Annotated in this window: 23 protein-coding genes, 1 pseudogene and 1 riboswitch; of the genes and pseudogenes, 9 read left to right on the top strand and 15 right to left on the bottom strand. The window is 70.1% G+C overall.

Features of this window, described 5'->3' with window-relative positions; genetic code table 11:
- Positions 1-200 precede the first annotated feature (200 nt).
- A complete protein-coding gene (locus ACFWJW_RS31585; protein WP_387247596.1) occupies positions 201-1,253 on the bottom strand; it encodes a ribonucleotide-diphosphate reductase subunit beta in 1,053 nt (350 codons plus the stop codon).
- On the bottom strand, positions 1,253-3,688 hold the full coding sequence (locus ACFWJW_RS31580; RefSeq protein WP_387247595.1) for a ribonucleoside-diphosphate reductase subunit alpha: 2,436 nt from the start codon (positions 3,686-3,688) through the stop codon (positions 1,253-1,255). The genes ACFWJW_RS31585 and ACFWJW_RS31580 overlap by 1 nt, the downstream gene beginning before the upstream one ends.
- A 182-nt stretch (positions 3,689-3,870) precedes the next feature.
- A riboswitch (cobalamin riboswitch) is annotated at positions 3,871-3,971 on the bottom strand.
- Positions 3,972-4,130: 159 nt separating this feature from the next.
- Here ACFWJW_RS31580 and ACFWJW_RS31575 point away from each other — a divergent pair.
- Positions 4,131-4,719 (top strand): annotated as a pseudogene (locus tag ACFWJW_RS31575) (Uma2 family endonuclease).
- Positions 4,720-4,794: 75 nt separating this feature from the next.
- On the opposite strand, the gene mctP reads toward ACFWJW_RS31575, so the two are convergent.
- From mctP to ACFWJW_RS31560, 3 genes are all read right to left on the bottom strand, one after another.
- Positions 4,795-6,462 carry a monocarboxylate uptake permease MctP gene (mctP, locus tag ACFWJW_RS31570; protein ID WP_387247594.1) on the bottom strand — a complete coding sequence of 556 codons (1,668 nt, stop codon included), beginning with the start codon at positions 6,460-6,462 and terminating at the stop codon, positions 4,795-4,797.
- Complete coding sequence (locus ACFWJW_RS31565) at positions 6,459-6,719, bottom strand: DUF3311 domain-containing protein (protein WP_387247593.1); 261 nt, start codon at positions 6,717-6,719, stop codon at positions 6,459-6,461. The genes mctP and ACFWJW_RS31565 overlap by 4 nt, the downstream gene beginning before the upstream one ends.
- A gap of 196 nt (positions 6,720-6,915) precedes the next feature.
- Positions 6,916-7,674: a GntR family transcriptional regulator gene (locus ACFWJW_RS31560; protein WP_387247600.1), complete on the bottom strand. Its 759-nt coding sequence runs from the start codon at positions 7,672-7,674 to the stop codon at positions 6,916-6,918.
- A 246-nt stretch (positions 7,675-7,920) separates the two neighbouring features.
- Here ACFWJW_RS31560 and ACFWJW_RS31555 point away from each other — a divergent pair, with 246 nt between their 5' ends.
- The 4 genes from ACFWJW_RS31555 to ACFWJW_RS31540 all read left to right on the top strand — a co-directional run bounded on the left by ACFWJW_RS31555 (position 7,921) and on the right by ACFWJW_RS31540 (position 12,683).
- Complete coding sequence (locus tag ACFWJW_RS31555; RefSeq protein ID WP_387247592.1) at positions 7,921-9,189, top strand: extracellular solute-binding protein; 1,269 nt, start codon at positions 7,921-7,923, stop codon at positions 9,187-9,189.
- Between the two features lie 116 nt (positions 9,190-9,305).
- Positions 9,306-10,298 (top strand): carbohydrate ABC transporter permease, encoded by a 993-nt coding sequence (locus tag ACFWJW_RS31550; protein WP_387247591.1) that lies wholly within the window; start codon positions 9,306-9,308, stop codon positions 10,296-10,298.
- On the top strand, positions 10,295-11,125 hold the full coding sequence (locus ACFWJW_RS31545; RefSeq protein WP_387247590.1) for a carbohydrate ABC transporter permease: 831 nt from the start codon (positions 10,295-10,297) through the stop codon (positions 11,123-11,125). Before ACFWJW_RS31550 ends, ACFWJW_RS31545 begins: the two co-directional genes overlap by 4 nt.
- Positions 11,126-11,132: 7 nt before the next feature.
- Complete coding sequence (locus tag ACFWJW_RS31540; RefSeq protein ID WP_387247589.1) at positions 11,133-12,683, top strand: glycoside hydrolase family 3 protein; 1,551 nt, start codon at positions 11,133-11,135, stop codon at positions 12,681-12,683.
- Between the two features lie 56 nt (positions 12,684-12,739).
- Here the strand turns inward: ACFWJW_RS31540 and nagB are convergent, their stop codons facing one another.
- Both nagB and ACFWJW_RS31530 read right to left on the bottom strand, forming a co-directional pair.
- Positions 12,740-13,522: a glucosamine-6-phosphate deaminase gene (nagB, locus tag ACFWJW_RS31535; RefSeq protein ID WP_387247588.1), complete on the bottom strand. Its 783-nt coding sequence runs from the start codon at positions 13,520-13,522 to the stop codon at positions 12,740-12,742.
- A gap of 202 nt (positions 13,523-13,724) precedes the next feature.
- Positions 13,725-14,498, bottom strand: coding sequence for an SDR family oxidoreductase (locus ACFWJW_RS31530; RefSeq protein WP_387247587.1), 774 nt, complete (start codon positions 14,496-14,498; stop codon positions 13,725-13,727).
- Between the two features lie 160 nt (positions 14,499-14,658).
- Between ACFWJW_RS31530 and ACFWJW_RS31525 the strand changes: the two genes are divergently transcribed.
- Both ACFWJW_RS31525 and ACFWJW_RS31520 read left to right on the top strand, forming a co-directional pair.
- Entirely contained in the window at positions 14,659-15,288 is a 630-nt protein-coding gene (locus tag ACFWJW_RS31525; protein ID WP_387247586.1) for a TetR/AcrR family transcriptional regulator, read from the top strand.
- A 327-nt stretch (positions 15,289-15,615) separates the two neighbouring features.
- Positions 15,616-17,088, top strand: a complete 1,473-nt coding sequence (locus tag ACFWJW_RS31520; RefSeq protein WP_387247599.1) for a sensor histidine kinase — start codon at positions 15,616-15,618, stop codon at positions 17,086-17,088.
- A 176-nt stretch (positions 17,089-17,264) separates the two neighbouring features.
- On the opposite strand, the gene ACFWJW_RS31515 is transcribed toward ACFWJW_RS31520, so the two are convergent.
- Positions 17,265-17,522: a WhiB family transcriptional regulator gene (locus ACFWJW_RS31515; protein ID WP_003983230.1), complete on the bottom strand. Its 258-nt coding sequence runs from the start codon at positions 17,520-17,522 to the stop codon at positions 17,265-17,267.
- A 320-nt stretch (positions 17,523-17,842) separates the two neighbouring features.
- Complete coding sequence (locus tag ACFWJW_RS31510) at positions 17,843-18,826, bottom strand: diacylglycerol/lipid kinase family protein (protein WP_387247585.1); 984 nt, start codon at positions 18,824-18,826, stop codon at positions 17,843-17,845.
- 96 nt (positions 18,827-18,922) lie between these two features.
- On the opposite strand from ACFWJW_RS31510, the gene ACFWJW_RS31505 reads away from it, so the two are divergent.
- Positions 18,923-19,393, top strand: coding sequence for a hypothetical protein (locus ACFWJW_RS31505; RefSeq protein WP_387247584.1), 471 nt, complete (start codon positions 18,923-18,925; stop codon positions 19,391-19,393).
- 90 nt (positions 19,394-19,483) lie between these two features.
- Here ACFWJW_RS31505 and ACFWJW_RS31500 read toward each other — a convergent pair whose 3' ends face one another.
- The 4 genes from ACFWJW_RS31500 to ACFWJW_RS31485 all read right to left on the bottom strand — a co-directional run bounded on the left by ACFWJW_RS31500 (position 19,484) and on the right by ACFWJW_RS31485 (position 21,974).
- Positions 19,484-20,443 (bottom strand): RNA polymerase sigma factor SigF, encoded by a 960-nt coding sequence (locus ACFWJW_RS31500; protein WP_387247598.1) that lies wholly within the window; start codon positions 20,441-20,443, stop codon positions 19,484-19,486.
- 43 nt (positions 20,444-20,486) lie between these two features.
- The gene (locus ACFWJW_RS31495) at positions 20,487-20,900 is read right to left on the bottom strand and encodes an anti-sigma regulatory factor (protein WP_042148531.1); all 414 of its coding nucleotides are present in this window, start codon (positions 20,898-20,900) and stop codon (positions 20,487-20,489) included.
- A gap of 292 nt (positions 20,901-21,192) precedes the next feature.
- Positions 21,193-21,681 carry a GNAT family N-acetyltransferase gene (locus ACFWJW_RS31490; RefSeq protein ID WP_387247583.1) on the bottom strand — a complete coding sequence of 163 codons (489 nt, stop codon included), beginning with the start codon at positions 21,679-21,681 and terminating at the stop codon, positions 21,193-21,195.
- A gap of 32 nt (positions 21,682-21,713) precedes the next feature.
- Complete coding sequence (locus ACFWJW_RS31485; protein ID WP_085922842.1) at positions 21,714-21,974, bottom strand: UBP-type zinc finger domain-containing protein; 261 nt, start codon at positions 21,972-21,974, stop codon at positions 21,714-21,716.
- Between the two features lie 58 nt (positions 21,975-22,032).
- On the opposite strand from ACFWJW_RS31485, the gene ACFWJW_RS31480 reads away from it, so the two are divergent.
- Entirely contained in the window at positions 22,033-23,634 is a 1,602-nt protein-coding gene (locus ACFWJW_RS31480) for a Na+/H+ antiporter (RefSeq protein ID WP_387247582.1), read from the top strand.
- 123 nt (positions 23,635-23,757) lie between these two features.
- Here the strand turns inward: ACFWJW_RS31480 and ACFWJW_RS31475 are convergent, their stop codons facing one another.
- Both ACFWJW_RS31475 and ACFWJW_RS31470 read right to left on the bottom strand, forming a co-directional pair.
- Positions 23,758-24,681: a 1-aminocyclopropane-1-carboxylate deaminase/D-cysteine desulfhydrase gene (locus ACFWJW_RS31475; RefSeq protein WP_387247581.1), complete on the bottom strand. Its 924-nt coding sequence runs from the start codon at positions 24,679-24,681 to the stop codon at positions 23,758-23,760.
- Positions 24,682-24,792: 111 nt separating this feature from the next.
- On the bottom strand, positions 24,793-25,032 hold the full coding sequence (locus ACFWJW_RS31470) for a hypothetical protein (protein ID WP_387247580.1): 240 nt from the start codon (positions 25,030-25,032) through the stop codon (positions 24,793-24,795).
- Positions 25,033-25,043: the final 11 nt, after the last annotated feature.

Genomic DNA, 25,043 nt, shown 5'->3' with positions numbered 1-25,043 from the left:
GGGGGCGGGTATTTGTTTATCAGACACCGCCCCGGCCCCGGGTTGTGGTGTAAACACACCGCCCAAACCGGGGGTCGCGCCCGCCAAACCCCGAGGGGCCCCCCCCCGGCAGCCCGCCGGGCGGGGCCCCTTCGCCCGTACGAGGAGTCGTTCCAGAAGTCGGCCTGGAGGTCGGACTGGAAGTCGTCCTGGGAGCCGGCCTAGAAGTCGTCGTCGAAGGAGACCGAACCCTCGACGGCGACCTGGTAGGCGGATGCCCGGCGCTCGAAGAAGTTGGTCAGCTCCTGGACGTTCTGGAGCTCCATGAAGGAGAACGGGTTCTCCGAGCCGTAGACGGGCGCGAAGCCGAGCCGCTGGAGTCGCTGGTCCGCGACGCACTGGAGGTACTCGCGCATCGACGCGGTGTTCATGCCCGGCAGGCCCTCACCGCACAGATCGCGGCCGAACTGGAGCTCCGCCTCGACGGCCTCCTTGAGCATCTCGGTGACCTGCTGCTCCAGCTTGTCGTCGAAGAGGCCGGGCTCCTCCTGGCGGACGGTGTCCACCACCGAGAAGGCGAACTCCATGTGCATGGACTCGTCGCGGAAGACCCAGTTGGTGCCGGTGGCCAGCCCGTGCAGCAGCCCGCGGGAGCGGAACCAGTACACGTAGGCGAAGGCGCCGTAGAAGAACAGCCCCTCGATGCAGGCCGCGAAGCAGATGAGGTTGAGCAGGAAGCGGCGCCGGTCGGCCTGGGACTCCAGCCGGTCGATGCTCTCGACCGAGTCCATCCACTTGAAGCAGAACTCCGCCTTCTCGCGGATGGAGGGGATGTTCTCCACCGCCGCGAAGGCCGCGGCACGGTCGTCCGGGTCGGGGAGGTAGGTGTCCAGCAGCGTCAGATAGAACTGGACGTGCACGGCCTCCTCGAAGAGCTGACGGCTCAGGTACAGCCGCGCCTCGGGGGAGTTGATGTGCTTGTACAGCGTCAGCACGAGGTTGTTGGCGACGATCGAGTCGCCGGTCGCGAAGAACGCCACCAGCCGGCCGATCATGTGCTGCTCACCCGGCGAGAGCTTGGCGAGGTCGGCGACGTCCGAGTGGAGGTCGACCTCCTCCACGGTCCAGGTGTTCTTGATGGCGTCCCGGTAGCGGTCGTAGAACTCCGGGTACCGCATCGGCCGCAGGGTCAGCTCGAAGCCCGGGTCGAGGAGGTTCTTCTCGCCGGTGGTGGCGGTGTGCGCGGCGGAGGCGTTGGGGGTCTCGGTGGTCATTACTGGCATGCCTCGCAGGACTCGGGGTTTTCCAGGGAGCAGGCGACCGCCTCGGGGTCGGTGGCCTGCTGCGGTACGGGGGCGGGGGCGGCGGCCGCGGTGCCGCGCGCCGACTGGGCGATCCGGGTCGCCGGCCGCGACCGCAGGTAATACGTCGTCTTGATGCCGCGCTTCCAGGCGTAGGCGTACATCGAGCTGAGCTTGCCGATGGTCGGCGACGCCATGAAGAGGTTCAGCGACTGGCTCTGGTCGAGGTAGGGCGTACGGGCCGCGGCCATGTCGATCAGCGCGCGCTGCGGGATCTCCCACGCGGTGCGGTACAGCGCCCGGACCTCCTCCGGGATCCACTCGACGTCCTGCACCGAGCCGTTGGCCTCGCGCAGCGCGTCCCGGGTCCGCGCGTCCCACAGCCCCAGCGCCTTGAGCTCCTCGATCAGATACGCGTTGACCTGGAGGAACTCACCGGACAGCGTCTCGCGCTTGAAGAGGTTCGAGACCTGCGGCTCGATGCACTCGTAGACGCCCGCGATCGAGGCGATGGTCGCGGTCGGCGCGATCGCCAGCAGCAGGGAGTTGCGCATGCCGGTCAGGGCGATACGGCTGCGCAGCGCCGCCCAGCGGTCCGCCCAGCGGGGCTCGGCGTTCGGGTAGTGGTCCGGGTGCAGCACACCGCGGGCGGTGCGGGTCGCGGACCACGCCGGGTGCGGGCCGTGCCGCTCGGCGAGGTCGGCGGACGCCTCGTAGGCGGCGAGCATGATCCGCTCGGAGATACGGGTCGACAGCTCCTGCGCCTCGGGCGAGTCGAAGGGCAGCCGCAGCCGGAAGAAGACGTCCTGGAGGCCCATCAGGCCCAGACCGACCGGGCGCCAGCGGGAGTTGGACGTCCCGGCCTGCTCGGTCGGGTAGAAGTTGATGTCCACGACGCGGTCGAGGAAGGTGACGGCGGTGCGGACGGTCGCGTCCAGCCGCTCCCAGTCCATCTCACCGTGGTCGCCCAGGTGCGCCGCGAGGTTGACCGACCCCAGGTTGCAGACCGCGGTCTCCCCGTCGTTCGTCACCTCCAGGATCTCCGTGCACAGGTTGGACGAGTGCACGACCTGGCCGGTCTCGGCGGTCTGGTTGGAGGTGCGGTTGGCGGCGTCCTTGAACGTCATCCAGCCGTTGCCGGTCTGCGCCAGGGTGCGCATCATGCGGGAGTACAGCACCCGGGCCGGGATCTGCTTGAGCGCCCGGCCCTCGGCCTCCAGCTTCCGGTAGGCGGCGTCGAACGCGTCGCCCCACAGGTCCACCAGCTCCGGGGCGTCCGAGGGCGAGAACAGCGACCAGTCGGCGTCCGCCTCCACCCGGCGCATGAACTCGTCCGGGATCCAGTGCGCGATGTTCAGGTTGTGCGTACGGCGCGCCTCCTCACCGGTGTTGTCGCGCAGCTCCAGGAACTCCTCGATGTCCGCGTGCCAGGTCTCCAGGTAGACGCAGGCGGCGCCCTTGCGCCGGCCGCCCTGGTTCACGGCCGCGACCGAGGCGTCCAGGGTGCGCAGGAACGGCACGATGCCGTTGGAGTGCCCGTTGGTGCCGCGGATCAGCGAACCGCGGGCGCGGATGCGGGAGTACGAGAGGCCGATGCCGCCGGCGTGCTTGGAGAGCCGGGCGACCTGGTGGTAGCGGTCGTAGATCGAGTCCAGCTCGTCCAGCGGCGAGTCCAGCAGATAGCAGGACGACATCTGCGGGTGGCGGGTGCCGGAGTTGAAGAGGGTCGGGGAGGAGGGGAGGTAGGACAGCGAGCTGGTGAGCCGGTAGAGCTCGGCGACGTCGTCCAGGGCGCGGTCGCTGTGGTCCTCGGCGAGGCCGCAGGCCACCCGCAGCAGGAAGTGCTGCGGGGTCTCGATGACCTGACGGGTGGTGGGGTGCCGCAGCAGGTAGCGCGAGTGCAGGGTGCGCAGCCCGAAGTATCCGAAGCGGTCGTCGGCCCCGTCGGCGAGCGCCCGGTCGACCAGCGCGTCCAGCCGGGCGGCGTGTGCCCGGACGAACTCCGCGGTCTCGTCGGCGATCAGCCCCTCGCGGTGGCCGACCTCGACGGAGGCGGAGAAGGCGACCGCCCCCTGTCCGGCCGCCTCCTCCGAGATCGCGAGGGTGAGCAGCCGCGCCGCGAGCTTGGAGTACTGCGGCTCGTCACCGATCAGACCGGCCGCGGCATCGGTGGCCAGCGACCGCAGTTCGGCCTCGCCTGCGCCGTCGTACCGGCCGCGCAGGGCGGCGGCGGCCACCTTGCCGGGGTCGGTCGCGGTCAGGTCCTCGGTCAGCTGGGTCAGGGTGCGCAGCAGGGCGACACCCGGCCCGTCCTCGCCCGGGCCGCCGCCGGCGGCACCGGGAGGCGTGGCCACCACGGGCGGCACGACCTCGGCGTCTGACGCGGGCTCCGTTGGCGCGATGGTCACGCGATGCTCTCCCTCACTCGGCGGGGGCCGGGAGGGAGGGACGCGACGGGCGCACGCGGGCATGCGGCACCCCATGACGCTCAGGGGTGCGCGGGCACACCGCGCGGCGTCCACCGGCCCAACCCTCGGGGCCCGGACGTATCGACGACCGCACCCCTTGCGGTGCGGACGTACCGTCGGCAGGTCCTCGGACTACACGGGCACGCGCCCAGGGCCGGTATCCGCCCGGCCGAGCGCGCTCCTACACCGTTGCGGGACAGTTCCGGATTCCCACCGGATTCCCCTGCGGCGACAGCGAGGACGAGCATACATGTGGGGGTGGCCCCTCAAGTGCACCCCCACATCTAGTGTGTCGTGAGTGATCACACAGTGTCTGTCAGTGGCCTCGGCTATGGTCGGTTGCAGTTCTTTGTTCCGTCCCGTGGAAGAAGGAGAAGGTTTCATGACCGCGCTCGCCGACCGGCCGCACATCATGGAGACCGAGCATTTCGAAGAGGCCGCGCAGATACTCGCCCGCTTGGAGGAGGGCGCGCGTCTGGAACTCATCGACGGGAAGGTCAAGAGCAAGCCCCTGCCGGGACGGGGATCACGGTCGGATCATCGAGTGGCTGACACGCATCTGCATTCAGTCACGACCTGAGCTGTGGCTCTACCCGGATCAGGGACTCAAGGCGGAGGAGTACCGCAGTGGCCGGGCCCGGCCGGACGGGGCACTCTCCGTCAGCGGTGCCTTTGTCGGCCAGGGGGAATGGGTCGACCCCGAGCCGGTGTTGATGGTTGTCGAGGTCACGTCCTCCGACTCCGACACGCACCAGCGTGACCGCGTGGAGAAGCCCCGTGCGTACGCGGGAGCCGGTATCCCGCTCTATCTGCTCATCGACCGGCAGGAATGCCAGGTGTCGCTCTACAGCGAACCCGACGGCACCCGCTACGAGGACGTCCGCACCGTCCCGTACGGCAAGCCCCTCCACCTCCCCGACCCCGTGGGCATCACCCTCGAAACCGAGCAGCTGAAGAACTGGGTGAACTGAACGGCGAACGCTAACGGGCCGCCGCGCCCCGGAGGGAACGCGACGGCCCGTTGCCGGAATTCGGCTGACCGGTCCTCAGTGCCCGGCCGGCGCTTCCGCCGTGGCCGGCGGCAGTTCGACGGCGACGCCCTCGTCGCCGGCGTCCGCCGTGTAGTCGGCGGGGCTGGTCTCGTCGATGCCTTCGGGGGCCTTGGCGGCCTTCAGGGCGAAGGTGAGGACGACCGTCACCACCACGTTCAGCACGAAGGCGGTCAGACCGATGTAGCCGATCTCGCCGATGCCGGGGATCTCCGCGCTGGAGCCACCGAAGTGCTTCTGGGTCGGGCTGGCGACGCCGTAGGCCGCGAGCGTGCCGTAGAGCATGCCGACCGCCCAGCCGGCCAGCAGCGCCCAGCGGTGGAACCAGCGGGTGAAGAGGCCGCCGACCAGGGACGGCATGGTCTGGAGGATCCAGATGCCGCCCAGCAGCTGGAAGTTGATCGCGACGGTCTTGTCCATGGTGAGGACGAAGACCAGCGCGCCGACCTTCACCAGCAGCGAGACCAGCTTGGCGACCTTGTGCTCCTGCTCGGGCGTGGCGCCCGGCTTGAGGAAGTCCTTGTAGACGTTGCGGGTGAAGAGGTTGGCCGCGGCGATCGACATGATGGCCGCGGGCACCAGCGCGCCGATGCCGATCGCGGCGAACGCCACACCGGAGAACCAGCTCGGGAACATGTCCTCGAACAGCTGCGGGATGGCCAGCTGCGGGTTGCCCTGGATGTCCGTACCGGCCTTGATCGCCATGAAGCCGAGCAGCGCCAGCAGACCCAGCATGAGGGAGTACAGCGGCAGGATCGTGGTGTTGCGGCGGATCACGTTGCGGCTGCGCGAGGACAGCGTCGCGGTGATCGAGTGCGGGTACATGAAGAGCGCCAGCGCCGAGCCGAGTGCCAGGGTCGCGTACGCCCACTGGGCGTTGGGGCCGCTGATCAGCTCGCCGCGCGGTTTGCCGGGCACGGCACCGGGCTGGGCCAGCGCCTTGCCGGCCGAGTCGAAGATCGCGTCAAAGCCGCCCAGCTTGATCGGGATGTAGATGATCGCCACCGCGATGACGAGGTAGATCAGCCCGTCCTTGACGAACGCGATCAGCGCCGGCGCCCGCAGCCCCGAGGAGTAGGTGTACGCGGCCAGCACGGCGAACGCGATCAGCAGCGGCAGGTCCTTGACGAACCAGTTGGTGTGCTCGCCGCCGCCGATGCCCATCACGTCCAGGACCGCCTGGATGCCCACCAGTTGGAGGGCGATGTACGGCATCGTGGCCAGGATGCCGGTGAGCGCCACGGCCAGCGACAGGCCCTTGGAGCCGAAGCGGCCGCGGACGAAGTCGGAGGTGGTGACATAGCCGTGCTTGTGCGAGACCGACCACAGGCGGGGCAGGAAGGTGAAGATCAGCGGGTAGACCAGGATCGTGTACGGCACGGCGAAGAAACCGGCCGCGCCCGCCGCGTAGATCGCCGCCGGGACGGCCACGAACGTGTAGGCCGTGTAGAGGTCCCCGCCCAGCAGGAACCACGTCACCCAGGTGCCGAAACTGCGGCCGCCCAGGCCCCATTCGTCGAGGTTGGCGGACTCCTCGGCCTTGCGCCAGCGGGCGGCCAGGAAGCCCATGACCGTCACGGCCAGGAAGAAGAAGATGAAGACGGCCAGGGCGACGCCGTTGACGCCCTGGGTCTGGGACGCGGCGAGCGCGTTCGTGGAAGTCACTGGTCCGCACCACCCTTGCGGGCGCGCTGCTCACGCTGCACGAGCTTGTAGGCGAGGGTGGTGAGCGCGGTCGAGATCAGCACCCACAGCATCTGGTACCAGTAGAAGAACGGGATCCCGATGACCGTCGGCTCGATTTTGGCGTACGAGCTCACCCAGAGCATCGCCACGAACGGAGCGATCAGGCAGAGCCCGGCCACCACACGCGTGGGCGTGACGACCTGTCTGCGAACCGGTGATGCGGCTGGCTGAGTCATGACCGTGGCTCCGTCCCCTGGCTGTCTCCTGTGCGATCGGCTGGAAATCTATGGCAGGCCAGTGGCACGCGTCACTAGCTGTCCGCATATCGGTATCAAGAATCCATCCGGCCGCGACCTGCGCCGCCGTCCCTCGGGGCGCGGCAGGACGGAGGGGAGGCCGGGCGGAGCGCGCTCCGCCCGGCGCGGTCCTGGGTCAGTCCGTGGGGCGCCGCAGCCGGGCGACGAACTTGTAGCGGTCGCCGCGGTAGACCGAGCGCACCCACTCCACCGGCTGCCCCTGCGCATCGAGCGAGTGCCGGGAGAGCATCAGCATCGGCAGTCCGACGTCCGTGCCCAGCAGACCGGCCTCGCGCGGGGTGGCGAGGGAGGTCTCGATGGTCTCCTCGGCCTCCGCCGGCCGGACGTCGTACACCTCGGCCAGCGCGGTGTAGAGGGAGGTGTACTTGACGAGGTTCCGCCGCAGCGCGGGGAAGCGCTTCGCCGACAGATGGGTGGTCTCGATGGCCATCGGCTCACCGCTGGCCAGCCGCAGCCGCTCGATGCGCAGCACTCGGCCGCCGGTGGCGATGTCCAGCAGTCCGGCGAGCCGGTCGTCCGCGGTGACATAGCCGATGTCCAGCAGCTGGGAGGTCGGCTCCAGGCCCTGGGCCCGCATGTCCTCCGTATAGGAGGTCAGTTGCAGGGCCTGGGAAACCTTGGGCTTGGCGACAAAGGTGCCCTTGCCCTGGATGCGCTCCAGCCGGCCCTCGACCACCAGCTCCTGGAGGGCCTGACGCACCGTCGTGCGCGAGGTGTCGAACTCCGTGGCGAGGGTCCGTTCGGGCGGGACCGGGGTGCCGGGCGGCAGGGTCTCGGTGATTTCCAGCAAGTGCCGCTTGAGCCGGTAGTACTTGGGCACCCGTGCGGTCCGCGTGCCGCCGCTCTCGGCACCGCTGCCCCCGTCCGTGTCCATGACCCGCCTCTCCGACTCCTGTCGTGCTGCCGTCACCGGCGCCTCCGTACGTAGCGGCTCACATCGTGGCACGGGTGGGTTTCCCGCGCTCCCTTACAGGCCCCCGGCTCGCCGGATGTCGGTCCGGTAACGGACCTGACAGCGACTCTTATACACCCTTGACACCCCTAAAGGTCTAGGCCAAGCTGCGGGGCACTGGTCTAAACCATTAAAGACCACACACCCGGCCTTTGGGGGGAGAGCGCAATGAAGCGTGGACTCATGGCGGCGACGGCGGTCGCGGGAATGCTGGTGGGTGTCACTGCCTGTGGGTCCGGCGGCGGCACGAAGACGGGCGCGGACGGCTTCAAGGGCCAGAAGCTGACCGTCTGGGTGATGAATGGTTCGAATCCGGCGCAGTGGACCGAGCAGGTCTCCGCGCAGTTCAAGAAGAAGACCGGCGCCACCGTCGAGTTCAAGGTCCAGCAGTGGAACGGTATTCAGCAGAAGCTGAGCACCGCCCTTTCCGAGGACACTCCGCCGGACGTCGTCGAAATCGGCAACACCCAGACCGCCGCCTATGCCAAGGCCGGTGCCCTGGCCGAACTCGGCGATCTGAAGAAGGAGATCGGTGCCGACTGGAACGAGGCCATCAACAAGGCGTCGCTCGTGGACGGAAAGCAGTACGCACTCCCGTGGTTCGCCGGAAACCGGGTGGTGATGTACAACAAGAAGATCTGGGCCGAGGCCGGTCTCAAGGGAACTCCCCGGACCCGCGGCGAGCTCTTCCGGGCCTTTGACACCATCAAGAAGAAGACCGGCGCCGAACCGCTGTATCTCCCCGGCCAGAACTGGTACTTCTTCGACGGCCTGACCCTCGGCACCGGCGCCGACCTGGTGAAGCGGCAGGGCGGCAGATGGGTCTCCAACCTCGGCGATCCCAAGGTCGCCAAGGCCATGGACATCTACCGGCAGTACCAGGCGTTCAGCACCGCCCCCAAGAACAAGGACGAGGCCACCCCGCAGCAGGCCGAGGTCTTCGCCAAGGGCCGCACCGGCGCCCTGATCGCCATGGGTTACGAGGCCGCCACCGCCGTCAAGGCCAATCCGGAGATGAAGAAGGACATCGGCTTCTTCACCATCCCCGGGGAGACCGCGGACAAGCCGGAGGGTGTCTTCCTCGGCGGCTCCAATTTCGCCGTCGCCGGAATGGGGAAGAACCAGGAACTCGCCAAGGAATTCCTGAAGGTCGCCCTGTCGAAGCAGAACGACCGGCAGATGGTGAAGGAGTCCGGCTGGGCCCCGAAGTCCGCCGACCTGGCCGGTGCCGCACAGGAGAATCCGGCCGTGGCGGCCGCGGCGCCGGCGGCGGAGAAGTCCGGGGGCACCACACCGCTGATTCCCCAGTGGGCCGCGGTGGAGAACATTCCGAACCCGATCAAGAGCTATATGACCGCCGTTCTGAACGGTAAGTCCCCGGCCGATGCCGCCAAGGACATCGAGCCCGAGATCAACGCACGGCTCGCCAAGCAGTAAACGGACGCCCGGGGGCGCGTCCACCAGGCGCCGGGTGCCGGCCGGCCGCCCCCGGCCGGTACCCGGGCACCGCCGGCGCACCGAGTTCTGACGGCATACGAGGGGGAGCAGGGGCCATGGCAGTGCAGCTCGACGGCGCGGTGGAGCAGACCGCGCCGCGGACCGGCAAGGGCGGCGCACCGCCCACCCGGCGCGGCGGAGGCCGCCGGCGGGCCGCGCGCGGCGCCCCCTACCTCCTGCTGCTGCCGGCCCTGCTGGCGACCGCGGTCTTCCTGGGCTGGCCGATGGTCCGCAACCTCCTGCTCTCCTTCCAGAACCTCAATATGAAGGAGCTGATCCAGCACCTCACCGACTGGCGCGGAATCGGCAACTACCAGGAGATCCTGGGCAGTGAGCAGTTCTGGCGGGTCACCCTGCGCACCCTCGTCTTCACCGCGGTCAATGTCGCCCTGATCATGATCCTCGGCGTGCTGATCGGGCTGCTGCTGGCGCGGCTCGGTACGAAGATGCGCCTCACGCTCTCCGCCGCGCTGGTGCTGGCCTGGGCGATGCCGGTGATCGCCGCCACCACCGTCTTCCAGTGGCTCTTCGACTCCCGCTACGGCGTCGTCAACTGGCTGCTGGACAAGCTCGGCCGGCACGGCATGGCCCACTACGACTGGGTGGGCAGCCAGCTGTCGACGTTCGCCGTCATCACCGTGCTGATCGTCTGGCAGTCGCTGCCCTTCGTGGCTCTCAACCTCTACGCGGCCACCACGACCATCCCCGAAGAGCTCTACGAAGCGGCCCGGATGGACGGCGCCGGCAGCTGGCAGGTGTTCACCTCCGTCACCTTCCCCTTCCTCAAGCCGTTCTTCCTCGCGACGACGTTTCTGGAGGTCATCTGGGTCTTCAAGGCGTTCCCGCAGATCTTCGCCATCAACGAGGGCGGCCCCGACCGGCTCACCGAAACGCTGCCGATCTACGCCTTCACCGAGGGCGTCGGCAATCTCCACTTCGGCATGGGCGCCGCGATCTCCCTGCTGACGATCGTGGTGCTACTGGCCATGACCGCGTACTACCTGCGGCTGACGGTCACCCAGGAACAGCAGGAGGAGAACGAGTCGTGAAGCACTCCCTCGCCGGCCGGGTCCGGCACAATGCCACGGCGGCCGTGCTCGCCCTCGGCTTCGTCTTCCCGGTCTACTGGATGTTCAACACGGCCTTCAAGCCGACCCGGGACATCATCACCGAGGACCCCGTGTGGTTCCCCGTCCACGGCACCCTCGAACACTTCGCGACGGCCGTGCACGCCCCGGACTTCTGGATCCTGGCGGGCAATTCGGTGCTGGTGACCGTCCTCGCCGTCGGCCTGTCGCTGGTGATCGCGCTCTGCGGGGCGTATGCCCTGACCCGGATGCGCTTCCGGGGCCGGAAGGGCATCCTGCTGACGTTCATGGTCGCCCAGATGGCTCCCTGGGAGGTCATGGTGATCTCCGTCTACCTGATCGTCCGGGACGCCGACCTGCTCAACAGCCTGCTGCCGCTCACCTTCTTCTACATGGTGATGGTGCTGCCCTTCACCCTGCTGACGCTCCGGGGCTATGTCGCCGCGGTGCCCAAGGAGCTGGAGGAGTCCGCGATGGTCGACGGCTGCTCGCGCCGCCAGGCGTTCCTCAAGGTGGTCTTCCCCCTGCTGGCGCCCGGCCTGATGGCCACCTCGCTCTTCGGATTCATCACCGCCTGGAACGAATTCCCGCTGGTCCTGGTCCTCAACAAGGAACCGGCCACCGGCACCCTGCCGTTGTGGCTCTCGCAGTTCCAGACCCGGTTCGGGGACGACTGGGGTGCCACCATGGCCGCCGCCTCGATCTTCGCCGTGCCGATCCTGGTCCTCTTCCTGTTCCTGCAACGCAAGGCGGTCGGCGGTCTCACCTCCGGCGCAGTGAAGGGATAAGCAGCTCATGACGCCTCTCGTACGCTCCGTACGCCCCGCCGACACCCTCACCCGCGATGCCCTGGCCGTCCTCCAGCCCGGCTTCACCGGCACCACCGCGCCCGACTGGCTGCTGCGGCGCCTCGGCGAGGGCCTGGTCTCGGTCGGCCTCTTCGGCCGCAATGTCGCCGGCCCGGCCCAACTCGCCGCGCTCACCGGCCGGCTGCGCGCCGAACGCGAGGAACTGATCGTCGCCATCGACGAGGAGGGCGGCGATGTCACCCGCCTCGAAGTGCGCGGCGGCTCCTCCTTCCCCGGCAACCATGCGCTCGGCGCCGTCGACGACACCGAAGTGACCCGCGCGGTCGCCCGTGAACTCGGCCGCCGGCTGGCCGACTGCGGCATCAACCTCAACTGGGCCCCCTCCGCGGACGTCAACTCCAACCCCGCCAACCCGGTCATCGGCGTCCGCTCCTTCGGCGCCGATCCGCAGCTGGTCGCCCGGCACACCGCCGCCTACGTCGAGGGCCTCCAGTCCGCCGGCGTCGCCGCCTGCACCAAGCACTTCCCCGGCCACGGCGACACCGCCGTCGACTCGCACCACGATCTGCCGCGTATCGCCGTCGGTCTGCCCACCCTCCAGGAACGCGAACTGGTGCCGTTCCGCGCCGCCGTCGCCGCCGGCACCCGGGCCGTGATGAGCGCCCACATCCTGCTGCCCGCGCTGGACGCCGAGCACCCGGCCACGCTCAGCCCGGCCGCGCTGCACGGTCTGCTGCGGGCCCCCGAAGCCGAGGGCGGCCTCGGCTTCGACGGGCTGATCGTCACTGACGGGATGGAAATGCAGGCCATCTCCGCCACCTACGGCATCGAGCGCGGCAGCGTGCGCGCCCTCGCGGCCGGTGCCGACGCCATCTGTGTGGGCGGCGGGCTGGCGGACGAGGACATCGTGCTGCGACTGCGTGACGCCCTGGTGCGGGCGGTGCGCGAGGGCGAACTGCCGGAGCAGCGGCTCGCCGACGCCGCGGCGCGGGTGCGCGCTCTGGCCGGCCGGATCCGGAGCACGGGCGCGGGGGAGCGGGCCGCACCCGCCCCCGGCATCGGCCTCACCGCGGCCCGGCGCGCCCTGCGCCTCACCGCCGCCGGCCCGTACCGACCCCTGACGGAGCCCGTCTACGTCGCCGCCTTCACCCCCCTCGCCAACATCGCCGTGGGCGACGAGACCCCCTGGGGCGTCGCCGCCGAACTGGCCCGCCTCCTCCCGGGCACCGAGACCGCCACCCGCACCGGCGAGGCCGCCGCCGCGGCCGGTACCGCCGCCCTGGTCGACGGCCTGCTCACGGCGGCCGCCGGCCGCCGCCTCGTCGCCGTGGTCCGCGACGTCCACCGCCACCCCTGGATGGCCGACGCGCTCCACACCCTGCTCGCCGCCCGCCCCGACACCGCGGTCGTCGAAATGGGCGTCCCCCAGGCCCCGCCCCAGGGCGCCCTCCACGTCGCCACCCACGGCGCCGCCCGCGTCTGCGCCCAGGCCGCGGCCGAGGCCCTCACGGGCCGGACGCCGTCGCCCGACGCGTGACCAGGAGCGCCGGCCCCTTCGGCGCACGGCGCGGCCCCCCAGCCCCCCGGCAGTGCCTACAGGCCCTGCCACTCCGGCTTCGCCGCATACGTGGCACGGAAGTAGTCCGCGAGCTTCAGCTTGCCGGCCGCGGCCTCGTCCACGACGACCGTCGCATGCGGGTGGAGCTGAAGTGCCGAGGCCGGGACCAGCGCGGCGACCGGGCCCTCGACGGCATGGGCCACCGCGTCGGCCTTGCCCTCGCCGGTGGCGAGCAGCACCAGATGGCGGGCCTCCAGGATGGTGCCGATGCCCTGGGTGATGACGTGGTGCGGCACCTCGTCGAGGCTGTCGAAGAACCGGGCGTTGTCCTCCCGGGTCTGCCGGGTCAGCGTCTTGATGCGGGTACGCGAAGCGAGCGAGGAGCAGGGCTCGTTGAAGCCGATGTGCCCGTCCGTGCCGATACCGAGCAGCTGGAGATCCACCCCGCCCGCCTCGCGCAGCGCACGGTCGTACGCCTCACAGGCGGCCTGCACATCCTCCGCCGCACCATCGGGGCCCATGAAGGACTCCTCGGCGAGACCGAGCGGTTCGACCACCTCGCGCAGGACCACCGAACGGTAGGACTCGGGGTGCCCGGCCGGCAGTCCGACGTACTCGTCGAGCTGGCAGATGCGCGCTCGCGAGGCGTCCACCGCGCCGGCCCGGACCTTCGCCGCCAGCGCCTCATAGATGGGCAACGGGGTGGAGCCGGTGGCCACACCGAGCAGTGCGTCGGGCTTACGGCGCACGAGGGTGGCGATGGCCTCCGCGATCAGCTCGCCGCCCGCCACGGCATCCGGAACGATGACAACTTCCACGCTTGGCCTGCCGTTCTGGAGAGATCCATGTGGTATAGACCAATCTAGCAGAGGACGGCTCCCGGAACTCGTCGGCACATCCGAACGGCCGGTCAAGTTTTCCGCCGCCCGGCACGCCTCCGTCCGGCGGCCCGCACGGCGGCCCGGACCGGCGGCCCACGCCCCCCAACGGCACTCCGTCGGACCGCCGGACGGCACTCCGTCAGAGCAGCGCGCCACCCGTCGCGTCGATCCACTGACCCGTCACCCAACGGCTGTCGTCCGAGGCGAGGAAGGCCACGATGTCGCCGATGTCGGTGGCGTCCGCGACCCGGCCCAGCGGGGATATCTCGCTCACCTGCTGCCGCGCCGCGGCACTGGCCTCGCCCCGCAGCCATCCGGCATTCATATCGGTGTTCACCACGCCGGGCGCCACCGCGTTGACCGTGATCCCGCGCGGGCCCAGGTCCTTGGCGAGGGTCGAGGTGAAGACGTCGAGCGCGCCCTTGGTCATGGCGTACGCGATCAACTCGGGCTTGGCCGCGCCCCGCGTCAGGCCGGTCGAGGTGTTGATGATCCGTCCCCCGTCCCGCAGCCGGGGCAGCGCCTGCTGGGTGATGAAGAACGGCGCCGTGGTGTTGACCGCGAAGAGGGTGTCGAAGTCCTCCCTCGTCACCGCGTCGATCCGCTTCAGGGTGCCGTCCACGGCCTTGTTGATCCCGGCGTTGTTGACCAGGATGTCCAGCCCCGCGGCCTGCGCGTCGAACGCGCTCCACAGTGCTTCGGCGTCCCCCGGCACCCCCAGCTCGGCCTGGAGCGCGAAGGCCAGGCCCCCGTCGGCCTCGATCGCCGAGACCGTCTCCTTGGCCGCGGCCGCGTCCCGGCCGTAATGCACGCCGACCCGCGCGCCCTCCCTGGCCAGCCGTTCCGCGATGGCCCGGCCGATCCCCCTGCTGCCGCCTGTCACCAGTGCCGTCTTGCCGCTGAGCGCACTCATGGCAGTCCCCTCCCGATCCCTGTGCGGATGTCCCCGGACGTCTGCGGAGGCACGCCGACGTGCACCGACGCACGCACCCCCGCATCGAGCGATTTCTATATCGCTCGTTACAGAAAAACCGTAGCACGCGATCCGTACCGACCGCTATAAAATTCTTCCCATGGCGACCAAGGAGACGAAACAGCGCGGGCGGCCCCGGTCCTTCGACCGCGAGACGGCCCTGGAGCAGGCGGTCCGGTCCTTCTGGGAGCAGGGCTACGAGGCCACCTCGATCTCCGACCTCACCCGCGCCATGGGCATCAGTGCCCCCAGTCTCTACGCCGCCTTCGGCGACAAGCGGGCCCTGTTCAGCGAGGTCGTGGCCGAGTACGGGCGGCTCTACGGAGGCTTCCTCTCCCGCGCCGTGGCCGAGGAACCGACCGCCCGCCGGGGTGTCGAACGTGCGCTGCGCGAGGCCGCGGCCGAATACACCCTCCCCGGCCGACCCCGCGGCTGCCTGGTCATCAGCGCCGCCCTGAACATCTCGCCCGCATCGGCCGAAGTCGCCGACTCCCTGCGGGAGATGAGGCTGTCGAACGTCCGGGAGATCGCGGGTGCCATCCGGGCGGACATCGCCTCGGGCGAGCTGCCCCCCGATACGGACGCCGGCGCGCTGGCCGCCTACACCGGCGCCGTCATCCAGGGCCTGTCCCAGCAGGCACGCGACGGCGCGGAGCGGACGGAGCTGGAGGCGATCGCCGAGCTGGCGCTCCAGGCGTGGCCGCGGAAGACGGGCGGGGAGGTCCGCTGAAGACCCCCGGAAGCACCCGCGGGCCGCGGCGCCGGGACAGGACCCTCAACCTGTCCGGCACCGCAGCCCGGAGCTGACATCGGCCGACCCCGCCTAACGGGCGGGCGGCGCCCCTGTGTGCGGTAGGGGTGCATCCCGTCCTGGGACCGGTCGATCGGAGGCCCCGGCGCAGTCAGGGCAGAGAGCGCCTTCGGCCTCGTTCCGCTCTCCTGTGCGGGGAGAGCGGAGGTCTTTGCTGAATTCTGGACTAGACCATTCTCACTTGTCCATGCCCGTGCAGATACAACACATACACCGTACGCCGGTAGGCTCCAAGACGTGCCCTCCATGAACGATCTCGTACGCCAGCACACCGCTCTGAGCGACACCGACCTCGAGTGGCTCCATCTGCTGGTCTCGGAGTGGCAGCTGCTCTCCGACCTCTCCTTCGCCGATCTCGTGCTGTGGGTGCCCACTCTCGACGGCACCCGCTATGTATCGGTGGCCCAGATGCGGCCCAATACGGGTCCCACCTCCTACCAGGACGACATGGTCGGCCATCTCGTTCCCCGGGGCCGCCGCCCGATGCTGGACTCCGCCCTGGACGAGGGCCGCATCGTGCGCGAGGGCGACCCGGAGTGGCGGGAGGAGGTGCCGGTGCGGGTCGAGTCCATCCCGGTGCGCCGCGAGGGCCGGGTGCTCGGGGTGATCGCCCGCAACACCAATCTGCTGACCGTACGCACCCCCAGCCGGCTGGAGCTCACCTACCTCCAGAGCGCCTCCGACCTCGCCCAGATGATCGCTGCCGGAACGTTTCCCTTCCAGGGCCAGCAGGTCGACATGGATGCCTCGCCGCGCGCCGGCGACGGACTGATCCGGCTCGATGCGGACGGCATCGTCCAGTACGCCAGCCCCAACGCCCTCTCCGCCTATCACCGGCTCGGTCTCGCCGCCGACCTGGTGGGCCACCACCTGGGCCAGGCCACCGCCGAACTGGCGCCCGCCCGCGGCCCGGTGGACGAGGCGCTGGTCAAGCTCGCCAGCGGCTGGGCCCCCAGGGAGTTCGAGGTCGAGGGCGACGACGGCGTGATCCAGTTGCGCGCGATCCCGCTCAAGCCCAAGGGGACGCACATCGGTTCACTGGTCCTGCTGCGTGATGTGACCGAACTGAGACGTCGCGAGCGCGAGCTGATCACCAAGGACGCCACCATCCGGGAGATCCACCACCGGGTGAAGAACAATCTCCAGACGGTCGCCGCGCTGCTGCGGCTACAGTCCCGCCGGATGGATTCCGAACAGGGCCGCGAGGCGCTCAACGAGGCCGTACGCAGGGTCGGTTCGATCGCGATCGTGCACGAGACGCTGTCCCAGACCCTCGACGAACGGGTCGAGTTCGACGAGATCGCGGACCGGGTGCTGGCCATGGTGGCGGAGATCTCCCCGGGCAAGGTGACCACCCGCCGCACCGGACGCTTCGGCATCCTGGACGCCGAGGTGGCCACTCCGCTGTCGATGGTGCTCACCGAGGTGCTTCAGAACGCCCTGGAGCACGCCTTCGACCAGGTGGAGCGGGGTGTGGTCGAGGTCGGCGCGGTGCGCGGCGGCAGCCGTACCGAGCCGCGGCTGCTGGTCACCGTCCAGGACAACGGCCGCGGTCTCCCCGAGGGTTTCGATCCGCACCGCGCCGGAAACCTGGGGCTCCAGATCGTCCGGACCCTGGTGGAGGGGGAGTTGGGCGGAAAGTTCGACATGGTGCGGGCGCCCGAGCGCGGTACGCAGGTCATCCTCGACGTCCCGGTGCGCGCCGAGAAGCAGCACTGAGCTCCGGGGCCGGCGCCCGGCGGCCGCGTCCGCCCCGGCCCTGAACAGCAGGAAGCCCCGGACCATGCGGTCCGGGGCTCAAAGCTGTGTCGATGCGATAACGACCGGGCTTTTCAGCGCCGGGGGTGCATCGGGTGTACTGCGCGCTGCGGCTCGGGGGCCACGGGGCTGCTGGCTCAGGCGCTGGCGTTGCGCGCCCGGTTGCGAGCTGCACGGCGCTTCATCGCGCGGCGCTCGTCCTCGCTCAGACCACCCCAGACGCCGGAGTCCTGGCCGGACTCGAGCGCCCACTGCAGGCACTGCTCCATGACGGGGCAGCGGCGGCAGACGGCCTTGGCTTCCTCGATCTGCAGCAGCGCAGGACCGGTGTTGCCGATAGGGAAGAAGAGCTCGGGGTCTTCCTCGCGGCAAACGGCGCGGTGACGCCAGTCCATGGCTGCTCCATCTCCTCGTGTGACGGGATCGTTGCTTGTGAATGTGAACGCTTTCACGAATCCCTCCACAAGGGAAGGGCCGAAATCCAGTCGTGAACTGGCGCGGTCCTGTGGAATGAGGAGGAGGATTCGGGCTCTCAAGGGGGCCGGTAGAGCGGCCGTCCCGATCGCCATGAAGAGACTCGCAAACCTCGGCGGCGGATACAACCCCTTCCGGAAACTTTTTTTTGAATCCTTGGTGTCGCCTAGCTCACAGCCGTCATTCCAGGGGGTGGAAACCAGTCTAAACGTTCGAGTGAAAGGACTTTGGGCCCTACTGCTCACACAATCACACGCAGTGCACGGCGTACGCCTGTGAACGTCACACTCGTACGCAGTCCCAGGTGGTCACCGTCCATCTGGAAGGGCAGAGGAACCTGCGAATGCAAGGTGAAGTTCGTGAGGTCGTGAAGTGAGAGGGCGTGCTTGCCGTGGGGCCCGCGCTCGGGTGTGGACGTCAGCAACTGGGTCGCATAGCGGGCCACCGCGGACGGTGAGAGCTTGCTCAGTGCGAACAGATCCAGGGCCGTGTCGAACGAGGCGTCCGGGGACGGATAGATCGGACGGTTGCCCAGGTAGGTCCACGGGGCGGTGTTGCAAATTATGGCGAGCGTCAGGTTCTCGACGGTCTCCGCGTCGCCGTCGGCCCCGCCCGGACGTTCGAGGCTGAGGATGCCCCGCCGGCGGTTCGCCTCCACCAGGAACTGCCGTACGACCTGTCGCACGTACAGGGCGTGGGTCGAACGCTTGCCGCGTTCGCGCTGCTGCTCGACCCGGCCGACGACGCCGGCGTCGAAGCCGAAGCCCGCGCAGAAGGTGAACCAGCGCTCCGGTACGCCCTCGTCCTCGCTGCCCGGGGTGCCCGCGGCCAGCCCGAGGCCGATCGTCCGCTCGCTGCCGTCGCGCAGCGCGTCCAGCAGGGCGCCGGTGGCCTCCACGACGTCGTTGGGGAGCCCGAGCGCGCGGGCGAAGACATTGGTGGAGCCGCCGGGGACGACCGCCAGCCGGGGGTGCGAGTCGGGATCGGGGCCGTTGGCCAGCAGACCGTTGACGACCTCGTTGACCGTGCCGTCGCCGCCGAGTGCCACGACCAGGTCGGTCTCGCCGGCCTCGGTGGCCTGCTGGGCGAGATCACGGGCGTGCCCGCGGTACTGCGTCTGTGCGACCTCCAGCTTGAGGTCGCTGGCGAGTGCGTGGGTCAGCACCTCACGGGTGCGGGCACTGGTGGTGGTTGCTGCGGGATTGACCACGAGAAGTGCGCGCATATGCAGCAGCGTACCTACCTGCGGGTACCGGCCTCACGCCCCGTCCGGCTCCGGGGCGTCCCCGGAGGCCGGGACGGCCGGCGCTACCCTGCTGGGGTGAGCAGTCAGCAGAAGCAGTCCGCGTCCCGAGCCGCCGGCGCCCCCGCGACGGCCGCGTCCACCGCGCCGGCCGGCCCGCGACCCGCCCGGCTGAGCGCCGCAGCGGCGCTCACCGCGGTCGAGGGGCTCGCCCTGGCCGCCCTCGGCGGCTACATGCTGATCATGGGGATCGCCGGTTCGCCGGACAGTCCGCAGCAGGCGGAGATGGGCGGGCTCACCGTCCTCGCGCTCGCCGTGCTGCCGCTGGTGGCCGCCCGGGGGCTGTGGCTGCGCCGCCGCTGGAGCCGGGGCCCCTCGCTGATCACCCAGATCGTGGCGCTGCCGGTGGCCTGGACGCTGGTCAACGGCGGCGGTGCGCTGATCGCGGCCGGCATCGGACTGGCCGTGGCCGCGCTGGTGGTGCTCGTGCTGCTGGTCAACCCGACGGCCACCGAGGCGCTGGGTATCGGGCCGCGCGAGACGCCCTGAGGTGAGTGCGGGGCGCCCGCCCCGGCAGAACCCTGGAACGCACGGTGGGCGGGGCCCTCGAAGGCCCCGCCCACCGTATGTGTGCGCCGTTCACTCCTCGACGAGGAGCTTGTCGCGCAGCTGGGCCAGGGTGCGGGCCAGGAGGCGGGAGACATGCATCTGGGAGATGCCGACCTCCTGGGCGATCTGCGACTGGGTCATGTTGCCGAAGAAGCGCAGCAGCAGGATCTTCTTCTCCCGCGGCGGGAGATCCTCCAGCAGCGGCTTGAGGGACTCGCGGTACTCCACGCCCTCCAGCGCCTCGTCCTCGGCACCGAGGGTGTCGGCGACCGCCGGGGACTCGTCGTCCGTGTCCGGGACGTCCAGGGAGAGGGTGCTGTAGGCGTTGGCGGACTCCAGGCCCTCCAGGACCTCCTCCTCGGAGATCGCCAGATGCTCGGCCAGCTCATGGACCGTGGGCGCCCGGCCGTGCCGCTGGGACAGCTCGGCGGTCGCGGTGGTCAGCGACAGCCGCAGTTCCTGGAGGCGACGCGGGACGCGGACCGCCCAGCCCTTGTCGCGGAAGTGCCGCTTGATCTCGCCGACGACGGTGGGGGTGGCGTACGTGGAGAACTCCACGCCGCGCTCCGGGTCGAAGCGGTCGACGGACTTGATCAGACCGATGGTGGCGACCTGGGTCAGATCGTCCAGCGGCTCGCCGCGGTTGCGGAACCGCCGGGCCAGATGCTCGACGAGCGGGAGGTGCATCCGGACGAGGGTGTTGCGCAGCTCCGCGCGCTCCGGGGAGCCGTCGGGCAGCTTGCGCAGCTCATAGAACATCGCCCGGGCGCCGCTGCGGTCCTGCGGCTCCTGGGAATGCTGTGGATCCTGCCGCTGTTCGTCGGGGGCCGGCGCATCGTGCTGCTGCGCCTGCTGCCCCGGCTGCTCGCTCTGCTCCATGTGGTCCGCCCGCTCTGCCTGCTCCGCCGCGTCCAACCGGCCGCCGTGGTCGTCTACGCCCACCGGATGCGGCCGGGCCTGCTGCTCGGGGATGGTCGCACTCGACGCCATCCTCCCGCCGCGTTCGAGATCTTTCACGGGGCCCCCTGTTCGGTCATGACGGTCCGGGACCGGCGCCGCGCTCCTTGTACAGACTGATGGTGACCGTTTGGTCCTCGGAGACGGTGGAATCGACCTTGCCGGCGAGCGCGGAGAGCACCGTCCAGGCGAAGGTGTCGCGCTCCGGGGCGCGGCCGTCGGTCGTCGGGGCCGACACGGTGACCTGAAGTGCGTCATCGATGAGGCGGAAGACGCAGCTCAGCACACTGCCGGGGACGGCCTGTTGCAGGAGGATCGCGCACGCCTCGTCGACCGCGATACGCAGATCCTCGATCTCGTCGAGGGTGAAGTCCAAGCGGGCTGCGAGCCCGGCCGTGGCCGTACGCAGCACGGACAGGTAGGCACCCGCAGCGGGCAGACGGACTTCCACGAAGTCCTGAGTCCCGGGCTCGCCTGCGATCTGGGACACCCTCACCTCCAAGGTGGCACAAGCTGGTTGAGCTGGAATGCGCGATATTCGCGTTGTTCGGGATATTCGCGCCGAACTTTTCTCCCCTCGGACGAAAGGAGAACGATTCGGCGCGACACATGGTTCGGCTGTGACGCTATCGCGATCTGTGGGCCGGTGTCGCCCGGAAGGAGCACCACTGCCGTCCGCGCGGCGATCCGGTCCCGGGTCGCCCGGCACCCTCACTGTCACTGATTGTAAAGCCACGGGTACGGACAGTGGCTAGAGGTGTGCACTGTCAAATCGATACCGATTACGCTCCGTTGACGCGCGAAGCGTCCGCAAGGTTGTGCAGTGCCTTTCCAGTGAGCCGGAAGACCGTCCATTCGTCCATGGGCTGCGCGCCGATCGACCGGTAAAAACCGATGGACGGTTCATTCCAATCCAGGACTGACCACTCGAAACGCTCATAGCCGCGGGCCACGCAGATCTTCGCGAGGGCCGCGAGCAGGGCCTTGCCGTGGCCGCCGCCGCGCGCTTCGGGGCGGACGTAAAGGTCCTCCAGATAGACACCGTGCGTGCCCGTCCATGTCGAGAAGTTCCGGAACCACAGGGCAAAGCCCACCGGGGCGTCGCCGTCCTCCGCGATCAGTGCGAAGGCGGCCGGCTGCGGGCCGAAGAGGGCCTCCTTCAGCTGCGGCTCGGTGGCCTGCGCGGCCTCGGGGGCACGCTCGTACGCCGCCAGCTCGCCGATCATGGCCAGGATGACGGGGACATCGTCGGGTGTCGCTTCGCGGATCATGTGTGAAGGCTAAACGGACGCAGGTGATCGCTTCACACCAGTTTCTGGTCGGTGAAGCACCAGCGCCAGGAGTCGCCCGGTTCGAACGTCCGCATCACGGGATGGCCGGTCTCCTCGAAGTGCCTGGTCGCGTGCCGGAACGGTGAGGAGTCGCAGCAGCCGACATGGCCGCAGGCCAGGCAGAGCCGCAGTTGTACGGGGTGGCTGCCGACGGCCAGGCACTCCAGGCAGGTGGCGCTCTGTGGTGCCGGTTCGGGGCGCGGCAATTCGGCAACGTGCGTGCACTCGCTCATGATGGCCAGGTTAGATCGCCGGAATGCTCGGTGACGCGTACGGGGACGGGACGGGCCGATGGCTGTCATGCCGCTGTTTTTGCTGGTCGCGGGAAGCGCGGCGGTGGCCGGGCTGGCGCGCCGTACGCCGGTCCCCGCGCCGCTGCTCCTGGTCACCGCGGGGCTCGCGGCCTCCTACGTCCCCGGCATCCCCGACTACACCCTCGATCCGCACATCGTGCTGCCGCTGGTGCTGCCCCCGCTGCTGCACACCGCGGCGCTGGACAGCTCGTATCTGGGACTGCGGGCAAATCTGCGGCCGGTGACGCTGCTGTCGGTGGGCTATGTACTGTTCGCGACGTTCGTGGTCGGCTATGCGGCCTATCTCGTCATCCCGGGGCTGCCGCTGACCGCCGCCCTCGTCCTGGGGGCCGTCGTCGCCCCGCCGGACGCCGTCGCGGCCACCGCCATCGCCCGCAAAATCGGGCTGCCGCACCGGATCACCACGATCCTTCAGGGCGAATCGCTGTTCAACGACGCCACCGCGATCACCGCGTACAAGGTCCTGGTGGCCGCGGCGCTCGGGGCGGGCGTCTCCTGGGGCGACGGGATCAAGCAGTTCGCCATCGCGTCCGTGGGCGGCATCGGCGTCGGCCTCCTCCTGATGGTGCCGCTGCACTGGCTGCGCGTCCGGCTGCGGGAGTCGGCGCTGCTGGAGAACACCCTCTCGCTGCTCATCCCCTTCGTCGCCTACGCGGCCGCCGAGCAGCTGCACGCCTCCGGGGTGCTCGCCGTCGTCGTGGTCGCCCTTTACCTGGGGCACCGCTCCTGGCAGGTCGACTTCGAGACCCGGCTCCAAGAGGACGCCGTCTGGAAGATGGTCTCCTTCATCCTGGAGTCCGCGGTCTTCGCGCTGATCGGGCTCCAGCTGCCCGTCGTGGTGCGCGGGCTGGGCGAGTTCAGCGGGGCGCAGGCCCTCGAGTACGCGGCGGTGCTGTTCGTCGTCGTGGTCCTGTCGCGGTTCGTCTGGGTCTTTCCCGCGACGTTTCTGCCGCGCCTGCTGTCGGCCCGGATCCGCGCCCGCGAGCCGGAGGTGACCTGGACCGCGCCGGTCATCGTCGGCTGGGCCGGGATGCGCGGGGTGGTGTCGCTGGCCATCGCGTTCTCCATCCCGGCCGCCCTGCACGGCGGGGCGGCCTTCCCGGCGCGCAACCTCGTGCTCTTCCTGACCTTCACCACCGTCATCGCCACCCTCGTCGTCCAGGGGCTGACGCTGCCGCCGCTGATCCGGGCGCTGAAGCTGCCCGGCCCGGACGCCCAGGCCGAGACGCTCGCCGAGGCGCAGGCCCAGAACGAAGCCTCGCGGGCCGCCGAGGAGCGCCTGGAAGAACTCCTCCAGGACCCGCGCAACGCCCTGCCGGGGCCTCTCGTCGACCGGTTGCGCAGTGTTTTGGAGCGCCGCCGCAACTCCGTGTGGGAGCGGCTCGGCCCGCCCAACGAGGTCACCGGGGAGTCCGCCGACGAGACCTACCGGCGGCTGGCCCGGGAGATGATCGAGGCCGAGCGCGGGGTGTTCGTCCGGCTGCGGGACGGCGGGCGGATCGACGACGAGATGCTGCGGACGCTGCTGCGCAGGCTGGACCTGGAGGAGGCCACGGCCTATCGGGAGGGGGCGTCTTAGGGCCTGGCGCCGCGTTGCGGGCCGGGCCGCGACGGCCGGGGGAGTGGCCGGTCGTGCGAGGTGCTCCGGCCAGGTGATCCATGCGGGTCAGGGCCGTGGTCGGCGGCCGCGGCCCGGGGCGGCTCACGGGGTGCCGGTGATCACGGCGGCCACGGTGCTGCCGGGGGCGAAGGCGCCCTCCTCGGCCAGGGTCGTCAGACCGTAGAGCAGCTTGGCGACGTAGATCCGCTCCAGCGGCAGGCCGTGCCGGTCCTCGAAGGCTGCCGCGAAGGCGTCGAGTTCCGGGGTGCGGCGGGCGTATCCGCCGCAGTGGAAGCGGTCCTCCAGCCGCCAGTCGCCGCGCGGTCCGCCGAACGCCGCGCGCTGTAGTTCCTCGACAGTCTCCTGGAGGAAGTGCGGCCGGCCGCCCTTCAGTACGGGGAAGCCCAGCGCACGTTGCCCCGGGCCCAGGCCCGCGGCGAGTCCGGCGAGGGTGCCGCCCGTGCCGCAGGCCACCGCGACCGTGTCCGCGGCCCCGCGCAGCTCCCGGCCCAGCTCCGTGCAGCCCTGCGCGGCAAGGGCGTTGCTGCCGCCCTCCGGTATGAGCCGGAACGCGCCGAAGCGGTCGCGCAGCTCGGCGAGCACCTCCGGGTCGGACCTCTGGCGGTAGCGGGCGCGGTCGATGAAGTGCAGCCGCATCCCGTCGGCGGCGCAGCGGGCCAGCGACGGATTGCGCGGTGCGTCGGCCAGCTCGTCGCCGCGGACCACGCCGATGGTGGCGAACCCGAGCAGCCGGCCGGCCGCGGCGGTGGCCCGCAGATGGTTGGAGTACGCGCCGCCGAAGGTCAGCAGCGCCCGCTCACCCGCCGCGGCCGCGGCCCGCAGATTCGGCGCCAGCTTGCGCCATTTGTTGCCCGGCAGCTCCGGGTGGATCAGATCGTCCCGCTTGAGCAGCAGCCGTACCCCGCGGCGGGCGAACGGTGCGTCCTCGACCTCCTGGACGGGGGAGGGCAGGCGCGGGCGCAGGGCGCGCGGGTCCGGCAGCGGGCCGGGGGCGGTGCTGGTCACGCGTCCATTGTCCCGGGTGCCGGGTGCCGGGTGCCGGGGCAGCCCATGGGTACGCCGCGGCTCCACCGCTCGGCGGAGTGCTCCACGAACGGTCGAACCCGGCAGGCACCGCTAGTCGTGCGCGTGCAGGAACGCGTCGCCGTGGGCGTTGACGTGCGCCTCCAGGGTGTTGAGCGCGTCCTGGGTCGCCTCGGGGGAGCCGCTGCCCCGCCGTTCGGCGAAGTACGCGGCGCCCAGCTTTCTCAGCAGCTCGGTGCCGGCGCGGTTCTGCTGCACCTCGTCGACCTTCTGCTTGCCCTGTGCCAGACCCTGTCGGGCCTGCTCCTTGGCGCGGTCGAGAAACCCTGACATGTGCCACCTCC

Source organism: Streptomyces sp. NPDC127097, from assembly GCF_042724075.1.
Lineage (GTDB): Bacteria > Actinomycetota > Actinomycetes > Streptomycetales > Streptomycetaceae > Streptomyces.
This window is presented reverse-complemented; position numbering and strand designations above follow the sequence as displayed.